The following is a 12,093-nucleotide window of genomic DNA, read 5'->3' as shown; positions in this document are numbered from 1 at the left end:
GCCTGCAATGTTCGATCGAACTGCGACGCGACGCGGCATGCTCAAGGGTATCGGAGCGTCAGTTGCTGCGGCGACAGGTCTCACGGCCCTCTCGGGGTCGGCGGCCGCGCAGTCACCCTGGACCGCAGTCGAGTCGCCCACGGGCAACACCCTCCACGACGTCGAGTACACGAGCGAGGGTGCGTACGCGGTGGGTGGTGCCGGTGTGGTCCTGGAACGGACACCGCTGGGCTGGCAGAAGATCCTCGACGGCGGCCCGACCGGGAACGGGAACAACCTCTACGGCGCGGACGTGACCGACGACGGCAAGCGCCTGTGGTTCGTCGGCTCCTCGGGCGCCATCGGCGAGTACGACGTCGAGTCCGGCGTCCTGACCGACCACAGCGCGCCGATGGACGTGACCAACAACTTCAACGACGTCTCGGTGACGGGACCGGCGGGCGAGGCCAACGTCTACGTCGCGGGCGACTCCGGGAAGGTGTACTACTCCTTCGAGAACGGCGCCAGCCAGACCTGGGAGTACGTCACGCCAGGCTCCGGGGCGGCGATCAACGCCATCGACTTCTTCGACGACCGCAAGGGCCACATCGTCGACGGCAACAAGTCGGTCTTCCAGACCGCCGACGGGGCGACCTGGGACAAGATCGGGCTGGCCGACGCCAACGTCAACTTCTACGGCGTCGACTCGGACGGCTTCGACGACGTCTGGATCGCCGGCGGCGGCGGGATGATCTTCCACTGGGACGGGACGAAGTGGACGCCTGCGGATACTGGCGACGCGAGCCTGCGCGACATCGAGGTCACCGACGGCGACGACGACGGCCTCACAGTCGGCGGTGGCGGGGCAGTGTACGACCTCGACAGCGAGTGGGTCCAGCAGGCGACCCCCAGTGGCCAGAACCTGAAAGGTGTCGTCCGCGGCGGGACCGACATCGCTGTCGGCGCTGGCGGTATCATCCTCGAACGGTAACCGACGCGGCGAGAGGTGATCTGTGACTTCGGCCCTCCAGAGTCCGACCGGCCATGCAGCGATTGCTGATAGTTACCATAGGTGTTGGCAGAGAAGGATTTTGACGACGGCGTTCCTACACCCGGGTATGGTTCAGTCTCTCGGTGACGACGTCTGGTGGTACGATCTTACGGGAGTCAACGCGACGCTCGTCGACGACGGGGGGACGCTGACGCTCGTCGACACGGGGATGCCCTGGCACGGTGACCGGCTTATCGCCGGGCTCATCGAGGCTGGCTTCGAGCGCCGGGACGTCGAGCGCATCCTCCTGACACACTACGACCTCGACCACGTAGGCGGTCTCCCCGCGTTCGAGCGAACCGACGCCACTGTCTACGTCGGGGCTGCCGACGCGCAGTACGTCGCTGGCGAGCGGTCGCCACCGCTCGGCAAACACAAGGGCGCGTTCCAGCGACTCGCCTCGACACTGACCGACGTTCCCGACCTCCCGATCGAACCGCTCGCTGACGGCGAGACCATCGGGAGCTTCACCGTCTATCACACGCCGGGACACACCCCCGGCCACGTCAGTTACGTCAGTGAAGCGCTATCGGCGGGGCTCCTGGGCGACGTCGTCCGAGAACGCGACGGGCAGTTCCACCCCTCTCCCTGGCATCTGAGCTACGACACCCGGACGGTTCGGGAGTCGATCACGTCGCTGGTCGAGCGGGCGCCGGACGTCGAGATCGCGGTCCCCGGCCACGGCACCCCTTTCGAACGCGGCGGGATGGACCGACTGGCCGACCTAGCCGCTCGCCTGTAGTTCCTCGGCGACGGCGTCGGGCCCCAGCAGGTTCGGGTCGACGACGAGATCGGCCTGGCGGCTGGCGAAGTCCGGGAGCGACCCCTCGGCGTAGATGACGACCCGGAGGTCCGGGTTGAGGTCCTTCGCGACGGCGATGGAGGTCGCCTGTCGCATCTCCGTCAAGAGGTAGACGTCGGCGTCGTGGATGCCGGCTTCCTCCAGTCCCGGTCGGTTCGCGATGTCCGTCGCCCGGATATCGGCGTCGAGACTGGCGAGTGCCTCACCCAGTCCGTCCTCGTCGGGCCCGGCGATGACGATGTTCATACGTTGTCGGGGAGCTTCGAGGCGTTAATGTGTTCGGTTCCAGCACGGCCCCCGGTCGGCGGCGTCACCGGTGACAGAGAGGAGCTGTCGTGCGTGGTCGGCCTTCGCGAGGAACACCTCACGGAGGTCCGGCGGGTTCTCGAATCGCTGCTCGTCCAGTAGTGTTCTGGGGACCGCGAGCGTGTCGGCCGGCATCCCGTCGTCGCCGTGGACCGTGAAATGCTGCGAGCCGAGTTTCATCACCAGCGGGAGGTCTGTACGCTCTACCCCCTCGCCAGTGGCGTATAGCTGCTGGTTGACTCGCTCGTGTTGCTCGCGACACATCGTGGCGGCTTCGTCGTCGTGTGGTTCGACGTAGAGCCGGCCGAGATAGTAGCCTCGGGAGAACTGTTCGAACATCGGTACAGCTGTATGTGTGTTATCGACACGCATAAACGCTGGCCCACAGGCTTTTGTCGACGGACAAACCCACCGCCCGCGGCGACTCCGACAGGGCTTTGCCCCGAGCGACCGGCGACCCGGTATGAGCAGCGAGCGAGCGTCCAGCGTGAACCGCGGGCCGCTGCCACGTCGATACGCCCGGTACTACCTGGAGAACACGCCGAGTCTGATCTGGTTGCTGCTGGTCAACGTCGTCGCGATGCTCGTCGGCGTGCGGTTCTACGTCGACACCATGCCCGAGGTCTCGACGTTCCTCTGGCCGCTGTACGCCGACTCGCCGGCAGCGCTGTTCCTCATGACCCTGTCGCTCGTGACGCTCGTCCCGTTCCTGGGGCGCTCACTCGACGACGTCCCGGTGTCGCTGCCGCTTGCGTATCTCCACACACTGGCGCTCGTCTGGCTCGTCAAGATGGGGCTCTGGACCGTGGTCGCGCTCAACCTCGGGTTCGACGCCTACTTCCCGGCGCCGTGGGCGTACTTCGGCATCATCATCACCCACCTGGGGTTCGTCGCCGAAGGACTGCTCGTCCCCCACTACGCCCGGACGACTCGCGGGGCACTCGCGACGGCGCTGGTGCTCGCGCTGGGCAACGACATCCTCGACTACGGCTTCGGTTACTATCCACCGCTTCGCTACGAACCCGGCATCGTGCTTCCCGCGGCGACGGTTGCCCTCTCGGTCGCCTCGGTCGGCCTCGCCTGGTGGCTCCTGCCGAAACTGGATTAGGTTCGTTTATAAACACTATTGGACGGTCTGAGGTGATATCCTGAGGGAGTGAACCGTCCGAACGAAGGCCCCTATTTTTACCACAGTATGGCAATAGCTGTAGGTAGATGCGCCACCGCCACGTCCTGCTGGTCGCTGTCCTCGTTGTGATCGCCGGTGTGCCAGCGGTCGCTGCACAGGACGCGATGGGAGACCTCGGTACCCAGCCAGGGACAGCCACGGCGTCGGTACAGGCCGAAGCCGGCCCTAACGAGACGACCCTGGGGACAGAGCTGACGGCCTTCCTCCAAGCCAGTTCGGCAGCGACAGACGACACGGTCGAATCCGGGATGTGGCGGGCCGGATTCGAGCAGGCACAGGAGAACGATCGGGACGACCTCGTCAGGAACCGGACCAGTCGACTCGAACGCCGGCTGGAACGACTCCAGCGGCAGAACGACTCGCTCAGGGAGAAGTTCGAGAACGGCTCGCTCCCGAAACAGGCCTACGTCGCACAGAAGAGCCGCCTCGCCGCTCGCATCACGGCACTGAAGACAGCCGTCAACGAGACCGACGACGCCGCGAAGGAGACCGGCGTCAACGAGACGCGTCTCGAACGGCTCAAACAGAACGCGAGCAACCTGACCGGACCCGAGGTGTCCGAGATCGCGCGCGGCATCGCCGGGCCACCCGATCACGCGGGCCCGCCGAACGAGAGCGAACGCGGGCCGCCGGACAACGAGAGCGAGCGTGGACCACCAGGCGAGAACGAATCGGACCGCGGGCCACCGGACGACGCCGGACCGCCCGGCAATGCCGGTCCGTCGGACGATAACGACAGCGATCAAGGGCCATCGGCTGACCCAGGTCCGCCGTCCGATGGTGGTCCGCCGGACGACAACGATAGCGATCAGGGCCCACCGGAGGACCCAGGACCGCCGGACGACGGTGGTCCGCCTGACGAGGGCGGGCCACCAGATGACCGCGGGCCGGGTGAGGGCGGCCCGCCGGACGACAACGAGAGTGAGGGGGGACCACCTGACGACAGCGACAACGGGAGCCAACCCGGTGACGGCGGCAATGGGGGCCCGCCAGATAACGGAGATAACGGGAGCCAGCCTGGTGACGGCGGCAACGGTGGCCCACCGGGTAACGGCGGCGATGGCGGTTCTCCTGGAAATGGCGGTGCACCACCGAACAACGGTGGTAATGGCGGCAACGGCGGCAACGGCGGGAATGGTGGTGACGGCGGCGACGGCGGTTCTCCCGGGAATGGCGGCGCACCACCGAACAACGGCGGTAACGGCGGCAATGGCGGCGACGGCGGTGGTGGCGGTTCTCCCGGGAATGGCGGTGCACCTCCGAGCAACGGCGGTAACGGCGGCGACGGCGGTGGTGGCGGTTCTCCCGGGAATGGCGGTGCACCACCGAACAACGGCGGTAACGGTGGCAATGGCGGTTCTCCTGGGAATGGAGGAGCCCCACCGAGCAACGGTGGCAACGGCGGCAACGGTGGTGACGGCGGCGATGGCGGTTCTCCCGGGAATGGCGGCGCACCACCGAACAACGGCAGCGGTGGCAACGGCGGCAGCGGTGGCGGAGGTCCGCCCGGAAGCGGCGGCGGCCCACCATAGAGGGGCCTGAGGAGTCACTCTTTTCTACTGCGACCCGCTACCCTCGGGTGAATGGACTCCGCCGAGTTGCTTGACCTCCTGGGGAACGCCAATCGACGGCGTATCCTGCGACTGCTCGCTCACAAACCCTGTTACATCACGGAGATCAGCGAGTATCTGGGCGTCAGCCCGAAGGCGGTCATCGACCACCTCCAGAAACTGGAGGACGCGGGCCTGGTCACCTCACGGACCGACGACAAGCGGCGGAAGTACTTCTCTATCTCCCGGAACCTGCGGCTGGAAGTACGGGTCTCGCCATACGAGTTCGGGACCAAGAGCGCCTATCCGACCAACCCCGGCTTCGACATGTCCCGGTGCCGGCACATCAGTATCGACATCGGCGACACCGACGACGAGACGCTGGGCGACCTCGCCAGCGAACTCGAACGCCTCGAACAACTGGAGAACGAACTCTCGCTGGCCCAGCGGTGGGTCCAGGGCCGCGCGACGGAGGTCCGGGACCGCATCGACGACGCGGTCGAGGACGGCGACGGGCGGCTCTACGCCGAACTGGTCAGCGCGCTCGCGTCGGGCGTCGACTCGGTTCCAGCCCTCGCCAGCGAGGTCGAAGCACCACCAGAGATGGTCGAACAGGCACTGGAACGGCTGGCCTCACAGCACGTCGTCGAGCAGACCGAGAGCGGCTGGCAGTTACTATAGGTCCTGCGTGAGTCCGGCACGGAGGTCCCGTCCGAAGTAGTGGGCCACGAGCGAGGCGACCAGGCCGAGCGTCGCCGCGACCAGGAAGAGCCGACCGGCGCCGACGTTGCCACCGGCGACACCCCGGAGCGCGAGCTGTGAGAACAGTGAGAGGACGACGCCGACGCCCGCGACCAGGCCGCCGGCCAACCCGGTCTCGACGTACCGGCGCTCGCTCGCGACCAGGCCGTAGAGGAACGCACCGACGGGGATACCGAGCATCGCCGAAAAGGGAATCAGCGGGACGAAACTCCCTGCGACGGCCCCGCCCCCGGTGGCGACGAGCGCGAACAGGAGCGCCCTTGCCGAGACGTAGCTCCCACCCTCGTCGGTGTCCGCCTCGGTGGCTGCGCGCTCGGTCGTGGTGGACCCACCGAGACCACCGATATCGACGCCAGTATCGGTATCGGCGGTTGTATCCACCTCGCGGGTCCGCTCCTCGGTTCGCTCGGACATACCTACGAGTGGCACGCCGAGGGCCATGGACCTTTCGGGTGCGTGTCAGCTTCCGGAGAGCACAAACGGATGGGTTCAAGTCGCGCCGGCGGGAACGAGCGCCCATGAACGCAGGCGACCGCGTCCGCGTCGACCGCGCGGACCAGACCTACGAGGGCGTGTTGCTCCCGTCGAGTACGCCCGAGCACCTCGCCATCAAGCTCGACGGCGGCTACAACGTCGGCGTCGACCGCGACGATGCCGAGGTGGAGGTGCTGGAAGCAGACGTCTACGACGTCGAGAGCGCACAGGACGAACAGGGACAGTCGGAGATCGAATTCGACGAGGACCTGCCGACGGTGTCACTCATCTCGACGGGCGGGACCATCGCCTCGACCGTCGACTACCGCACCGGCGCGGTGACCGCACAGTTCGACGCCGAGGACGTCCTCCGGGCGGTGCCGGACCTGGCCGGGATGGCCAACTACCGCGGCCGCGTCGTCGCGAACATCCTCTCGGAGAACATGACCCCAGCGGTCTGGCAGGACCTCGCCGACGCCATCTCCGAGGAGATCGAGGCCGGTGCCGACGGCGTCGTCGTGATGCACGGCACCGACACGATGCAGTTCACCGCCGCCGCGATGGCGTTCATGCTCGACACGCCGGTTCCCATCGTCTTCACCGGGAGCCAGCGCTCGGCGGACCGCCCCTCCTCGGACAACGTCATGAACGCGGTCTGTGCCGTCGAGGCCGCCACGAGCGACTGCGCGGAGGTGCTGGTCTGTATGCACGCCGACGAGGCCGACGACCGGTGTGCGCTGCATCGTGGGACCCGCGTCCGGAAGAACCACACCTCGCGCCGTGACGCCTTCGAGACCGTCGGCGCGAAGCCGCTGGGCGAGGTCGACTACGACACCGACGGCGACAACGAGGTCACCTTCCGACGGGAGTACGCACAGCGTGGCGAGACCGACCTGGCGCTGGCCGACGACCTGGCGACCGACGTCGAACTCGTGAAGTTCACGCCGGGGATGGACGCGACCCTCTTGGAGGCCGCCGCCGCTGACAGCGACGGTATCGTCATCGAGGGGACCGGCCTGGGCCACGTCAATACCGACTGGATCGACGCCATCGCCGCGCTGGATATCCCGGTCGTGATGACGAGCCAGTGTCTGGAAGGGCGGGTCTGTGACCGCGTCTACGACACCGGCCGGGACCTGCTCGACGCCGGCGTCATCGAGGGCGAGGACATGCTCCCGGGGACCGCCAAGGTGAAACTGATGTGGGCGCTGGAGAACGCCGGCGACGTCGCAGACACAATTCAGGAGCCGCTAGCGGGCGAAATCCAGCAGCGGTCGACGCCCTGGTTGTAATCGGCGAGAACGTTTTCCGACGACGAAGTTTCAAGACACTGGCAACCGCCAGATGGAGGTATGTCACCGACCGTCCGACAGGCCCGGCACGACGACTACGAGGACGTGGTATCGGTCGTCGAGGACGTCTGGGACGACCGCGAGACGAGCGATTACGTCCCGGCGGTGTTCCACGACTGGGTCGACAGCGACGGCCCGGACCAGCGGACGGTCGTCGTCGACCGCGACGGGACCGCCGTCGGCCTCTGTCAGGCGGCGATGGTCACCGATCACGAGGCCTACGTCCAGGGGATCCGCGTCGACCCGGCCCATCGGGGCGCCGGCTACGGGCTGGCGATGCTCGGGACCCTCTTCGAGTGGGCCAGCGACCGGGGCGCGACGGTTGCCCGTGGGATGGTCTTTTCGTGGAACGACGCCGGCCTCGGACAGGCCGTCGCAGCCGGACTCCAGCCCGAGAGCGCGTTCCGCTGGGCACACCCCGAACCGGCCGACGTCGAGCCGTCGATGCCGGTCGAACACGACCCGACGACCGCCTGGAGCTACTGGACCCACAGCGACGGGCGGACGGCCATGGCCGGCGTCACGCTGGACACGGACAGGTCCTGGGCCGTCGCAGAGTTGACCCCCGAACGGCTCGAACGACTGGCCGACGAACAGGCCGTCTTCGCGGTCACCGGGAACGGCACGCGGGCGATGGCCTGCCGTGTGCGGACGACCCAGGACGCGACCAGCGAGGAGACGCTCGCGGAGTACGCCGTCGGGACCTGGGAGGACACCGACGCGGCCGACGCCCTGTTCGACGCCATCAGAGCCGACGCGGCGAACCTGGGCGTCGAGGGGACGAGGGTGTTTATTCCGGAGACGCCACGCCACGTCGCCGAGGCGGCCTACGTCCGCGCGAACACGAGCGACTGGCCGACGTTCGTCCTCTCGGCGGATCTGACCGGCGCCTGAGAGAGACAGTCCGCCGCGTCAGCCGCCGCTGACGGGCGGGAACAGCGCGAGTTCGGCGTCCTCGTCGACGACCGTGTCAAGCCCGTCGCCGCCGGCGAACGGGTCCTCGCCGTCGACCAGCAGGCGGACGTGGTCGACCAGCGCACCGTCCTCGTAGACCTCCGCGGCCAGCGCCGGGTGGCCCTCGACCAGCGCGTCCAGCGCGGCACCGACGGTCGCCTCCTCCTGAACGTCGACCGCGACTGTGTCGCCACCGGCGACGTCCCGGAGGTGTGCGAACAGTTTCCACTCCATACCAGAACGGCACAGCCAGGAACTAAAGAGGATTCCGAAGGTCAGACGCGGTCGGTGTCGTCCTCGTCGTCGCCGTCGGGGTCACTTTCGCCGCCCGTATCGTCCGCGTCGGCAGCGTCACCTTCACCGGCGACCTCGTCGGGGTCCCAGACGGCGACGTCCTCGTCGTCACCCTGCAGGAGTGCGTCCAGATCGACGTCCTCGTCGTCGCCCTCGTTGAGCGACTCGAAGATGTTGTCGGCGGTGTCGACTGCCGGATCGGTCTCCGAGTCCGTTTCCTCGCCGGCGTCGCCACTGGCTCCGAGGATCGGCTGGTCGCCCGCGAACGAATCGAGGACGTCCTCGTCCGACTCGGTCTCCTCGTCGCCGTCGGCGTCGGACGCGGTCGTCTCGTCGGCTGTCGACGGGTCGGTGTCGGCCGAGTCGGGTTCTGCAGGTGAATCAGCGTCTGTCGAGGCCGGTTCGGCTGGCGTGTCGTCGTCGGTCGAAGCCGGTTCCGCTGACGCATCCGTAGCGGATTCTTCCTCGTCGCTCGCCGTTGCCGTGTCGTCGTCCGCTCCCGACCCCGTGTCGGGTTCGTCGTCGCCGGGCGGCTCGGGTGTCCCTCCGAGTGTCTCGACGATCGACTGTCCGTCGTCGGCTGCTCCGGTCGAGTCGGCATCCGTCTCGTCTGCTGGCTCGTCGGTTTCCTCGGACTCCGCTTCGTCGGCTTCGCCATCGTCTACCCCATCGGTCATTTCGTCCTCCGACTCGTCGGCGTCCTCGGAGTGTTCGTCGGCCACAGCCGTCGTCTCCCCTGGCTCGCTCTCGCTGCTCGGTTCGGGTGGCTGGGACGACTCGCTGTCCGACTGCCCGGTCTGTGCTGCCGACTGGGCAGCGTCCGGTGGCCCGGCGACGTCCTCGTCGGCCGGGTCGCTCTCGACGGCCGGCGTGACCGCCGGTGGCGCACCGCCGGCGTCGACATCGGTCGGATCGTCGCCGACGGCAGCGGCTTCCAGACGGCGGAGCGTCTCCGGTGTGGCGATGGCATAGAGGACGTCGCCGGCGGACAGGACGCGCCCTCTGGAGGGGATCGGCTCGGGTTTGGCGTCCTCGCGCGTGATGGCGACGATGGTGGCCTGCACGCCGCCCACGGTGACGCCGTCGAGGTCGCTCCCCGGTTCGACGGTGGCCGTCCCGAGCGTCTCGTCGGCGGCCCGGAGCAGCGACGCGAACTCCCGATCAGGGCGGTCCTGGACCGGGAGCGTGACGAGTTTGTACTGCTGGCTGGGGTCGAGTTTCTGCGTGTCGGCGGCGTCGATGGCGACGGTCACCACTTCGCCGGCGACACCGCGGAGTTCGCCGGTCAGGACCCGCCGGAGCGGGTTGGGCTCCCAGACCTGGACCAGATCGCCGGCACTGGCGGCGTTGGCCGGGTCGGCACGGATCGCCACTGCGTTCGTCGCCGGCGGGAGGGTGGGGCCGATACCGGCCGCCCGGGACCCGACGGCCAGATACTCGACGGCCCCGTCGCCGGTCAGTTCCAGGTCGACGTGGCCGACGCCGTAGTCGGTCTTCAACCGCGAGACCAGCCGTTCGCGGAGTTCGTTCTTGGTCAGGCGCCGGGGAAAGAGGAACCGTCGCCCGGCCAGTTTCTCTTTCGTCTCCGCCGGCATCGGGTCGTAGCCGACGATGTCGTCGATCTCCTCGGGGAGCGTCACCGAGGTGACCCGCCCGACGGTCCGGACGATCTCGCTGACGTCGGCGTCGATCTCCCGGCCCCCCGTGGCGACGAACAGGTCGGTCCCCACCCTGTCCCCGATCCGGATCCCGGTGTAGGCACCCAGACCGCCGACGACGAACGCGCCGAGATTGGCGAGGATCGCCTCCGCTTCGAGGACGTCCTCGCTCCCGCCGATGACCTGTCCCAGCGCCGTCGTCGTGCTCATGAGGATCGCGACGGCACTCAGGCCGACCAGGATCGCCAGCCCCTCCGGGACTCGCTCGCGAACGTACCAGCGGTACAGCAAGGCCACGGTCCCAGACAGCGACCCGGCCACGATCCCCATCCCGATCAGATTGGCGACGGCGCTGACGACCTGTTCCGTGATGGTCCCGTCGTCCGGGACGACGCCCTGGAGCGCCAGGGCGAGGACGTCGACAGTCATGCGACCGCCTCCGTGAACGCGGTGAGGGCGTCGCGGGGACCGACGACGTACAGGTCGTCACCGACCGACAGTTCCGTGTCCCCACGGGGTGCGAGTTGCCAGCCGCTCTGTTTGCGGACCGCGAAGATTGCGACACCGTACTGCTCACGGACGTGCACCTCGCCGATGGTCCGGCCGTCGAGGACACCGCTGGCCCCGATAGTGACCCGCTGGAAGCGGCTCCCGGCGCGTCGCAGCAACGAGACGAGTTCGAACTCCCGGCGGGTGCCCCGTGGCTCGACGACCACCTTCGCCTGCGAGGCCCGCAAGAGCGGTTGGGCGTCGGTGCGATGGACGCCGACCGTCAGCCGCCCCTGGCCGCCGTCGGTCGTCGGTGCCTGGACCGGCGTCGGCGGTTTCTCGGTCGCGTCGACGTCCGGTTCCTCGGGCGTCTCGACCGGTTTCGATCCCTCACAGCGGGCGCTGACGACGGTCCCGCGGACCTGGGCGTCGGTGGTCAGCACCGTCACCTCGTCGCCGCGGGCGAGCCCCGTCGGCAGGAGTGCGTCGACGGAGACGGCGTGGCGGCCATCGCCGACACGCTTCGAGAGCCCCGAAAAGGGCGGTGCGGCGACCACCGTCGCCTGGCCGCGTTCGTCGATGCTCACCGCCACGTCGCCCAGGTCGTGCTCTGTCTTGAGTCGGTCGGCCAGTCGCGACTCCAGTTCGCCGATGCGGAGGTCGACCGGGAACGTCCACTCGCTCCCGCGGATCTCCGCCCGGAGCGGTTCCGACAGCGGCGGGTACCCCTCCATGTCGGCCACCTCGCCAACGACGTGGATGCGCACCTCGTCACGGCCACCGACCAGATCCGCCAGGTCCGTCGAGAGTTTCCGCTCGCGAAGCGACTGCAGGGAGAGGCGTTTCGGCATCGTCCCCCCCAGCTGGTCGCCCTTCGCGTGGGCGTACAGCGATACCATGGCGACGACGAGGATGGCAGTGACGACGCGCTCTGCGTTCGGCAAGGACGTGATCGACTGGTCGGCAAGCGCGAGCAGCCCGCCGCTGACCCCGGCCAGCGCGATCGCCAGCACGACGACCGCGAACCCGGGGAGCGTCACCCCGGTGAAGTACTTGAACGTGAACCCCAGTCCGCCGGAGACGAGCGCCGGGATGACGCCCACGAGGAGCCCCAGGTACACGCCGAGGAGGATTTCGACCGGGAGCGAAGCCATGTCCTCACCGTGTATGTCCGATAGTAAATCGCTTCCGGCACCGACCACCCCACAGCGGAGGACCGAGGCAGTACATTTA

At 68.2% G+C, this 12,093-nt stretch carries 13 protein-coding genes; 7 read left to right on the top strand and 6 right to left on the bottom strand.

Translation table 11 applies throughout. The annotated features are described in order from the left end of the window. Nucleotides 1–7: 7 nt before the first annotated feature. Nucleotides 8–970 (top strand): WD40/YVTN/BNR-like repeat-containing protein, encoded by a 963-nt coding sequence (locus tag Hhyl2_RS01315; protein WP_483548906.1) that lies wholly within the window; start codon nucleotides 8–10, stop codon nucleotides 968–970. Between the two features lie 127 nt (nucleotides 971–1,097). Continuing rightward, nucleotides 1,098–1,772, top strand: coding sequence for an MBL fold metallo-hydrolase (locus Hhyl2_RS01310; RefSeq protein WP_483548905.1), 675 nt, complete (start codon nucleotides 1,098–1,100; stop codon nucleotides 1,770–1,772). Here the strand turns inward: Hhyl2_RS01310 and Hhyl2_RS01305 are convergent. Further along, complete coding sequence (locus Hhyl2_RS01305; RefSeq protein ID WP_483548904.1) at nucleotides 1,755–2,078, bottom strand: DUF7126 family protein; 324 nt, start codon at nucleotides 2,076–2,078, stop codon at nucleotides 1,755–1,757. The genes Hhyl2_RS01310 and Hhyl2_RS01305 overlap by 18 nt on opposite strands. Before the next feature lie 24 nt (nucleotides 2,079–2,102). Then, the gene (locus Hhyl2_RS01300) at nucleotides 2,103–2,477 is read right to left on the bottom strand and encodes a DUF5802 family protein (protein WP_483548903.1); all 375 of its coding nucleotides are present in this window, start codon (nucleotides 2,475–2,477) and stop codon (nucleotides 2,103–2,105) included. Nucleotides 2,478–2,601: 124 nt separating this feature from the next. Here Hhyl2_RS01300 and Hhyl2_RS01295 point away from each other — a divergent pair, with 124 nt between their 5' ends. From Hhyl2_RS01295 to Hhyl2_RS01285, 3 genes are all read left to right on the top strand, one after another. Continuing rightward, nucleotides 2,602–3,246 carry a DUF1405 domain-containing protein gene (locus Hhyl2_RS01295; RefSeq protein ID WP_483548902.1) on the top strand — a complete coding sequence of 215 codons (645 nt, stop codon included), beginning with the start codon at nucleotides 2,602–2,604 and terminating at the stop codon, nucleotides 3,244–3,246. A gap of 107 nt (nucleotides 3,247–3,353) precedes the next feature. Continuing rightward, the gene (locus Hhyl2_RS01290) at nucleotides 3,354–4,859 is read left to right on the top strand and encodes a hypothetical protein (RefSeq protein ID WP_483548901.1); all 1,506 of its coding nucleotides are present in this window, start codon (nucleotides 3,354–3,356) and stop codon (nucleotides 4,857–4,859) included. A gap of 51 nt (nucleotides 4,860–4,910) precedes the next feature. Continuing rightward, on the top strand, nucleotides 4,911–5,558 hold the full coding sequence (locus Hhyl2_RS01285; protein WP_483548900.1) for an ArsR/SmtB family transcription factor: 648 nt from the start codon (nucleotides 4,911–4,913) through the stop codon (nucleotides 5,556–5,558). Here the strand turns inward: Hhyl2_RS01285 and Hhyl2_RS01280 are convergent. Then, a complete protein-coding gene (locus tag Hhyl2_RS01280; protein WP_483548899.1) occupies nucleotides 5,553–6,053 on the bottom strand; it encodes a hypothetical protein in 501 nt (166 codons plus the stop codon). The genes Hhyl2_RS01285 and Hhyl2_RS01280 overlap by 6 nt on opposite strands. Before the next feature lie 104 nt (nucleotides 6,054–6,157). Here Hhyl2_RS01280 and gatD point away from each other — a divergent pair, with 104 nt between their 5' ends. Both gatD and Hhyl2_RS01270 read left to right on the top strand, forming a co-directional pair. After that, complete coding sequence (gene gatD, locus Hhyl2_RS01275; protein ID WP_483548898.1) at nucleotides 6,158–7,405, top strand: Glu-tRNA(Gln) amidotransferase subunit GatD; 1,248 nt, start codon at nucleotides 6,158–6,160, stop codon at nucleotides 7,403–7,405. A gap of 60 nt (nucleotides 7,406–7,465) precedes the next feature. Continuing rightward, on the top strand, nucleotides 7,466–8,359 hold the full coding sequence (locus Hhyl2_RS01270) for an N-acetyltransferase family protein (RefSeq protein ID WP_483548897.1): 894 nt from the start codon (nucleotides 7,466–7,468) through the stop codon (nucleotides 8,357–8,359). Nucleotides 8,360–8,377: 18 nt separating this feature from the next. Here Hhyl2_RS01270 and Hhyl2_RS01265 read toward each other — a convergent pair whose 3' ends face one another. The 3 genes from Hhyl2_RS01265 to Hhyl2_RS01255 are packed head-to-tail and all read right to left on the bottom strand — an operon-like array spanning nucleotide 8,378 to nucleotide 12,014. Beyond that, complete coding sequence (locus tag Hhyl2_RS01265) at nucleotides 8,378–8,653, bottom strand: ubiquitin-like small modifier protein 1 (RefSeq protein ID WP_483548896.1); 276 nt, start codon at nucleotides 8,651–8,653, stop codon at nucleotides 8,378–8,380. Between the two features lie 41 nt (nucleotides 8,654–8,694). After that, nucleotides 8,695–10,800, bottom strand: a complete 2,106-nt coding sequence (locus tag Hhyl2_RS01260; RefSeq protein WP_483548895.1) for a cation:proton antiporter regulatory subunit — start codon at nucleotides 10,798–10,800, stop codon at nucleotides 8,695–8,697. Next, a complete protein-coding gene (locus Hhyl2_RS01255; RefSeq protein WP_483548894.1) occupies nucleotides 10,797–12,014 on the bottom strand; it encodes a potassium channel family protein in 1,218 nt (405 codons plus the stop codon). The genes Hhyl2_RS01260 and Hhyl2_RS01255 overlap by 4 nt, the downstream gene beginning before the upstream one ends. Nucleotides 12,015–12,093: the final 79 nt, after the last annotated feature.

This window comes from Haloarcula sp. H-hyl2, assembly GCF_056934385.1.
Note: the sequence above shows the minus strand (reverse complement) of the source record. Positions and strands in the feature narration are given on the sequence as shown.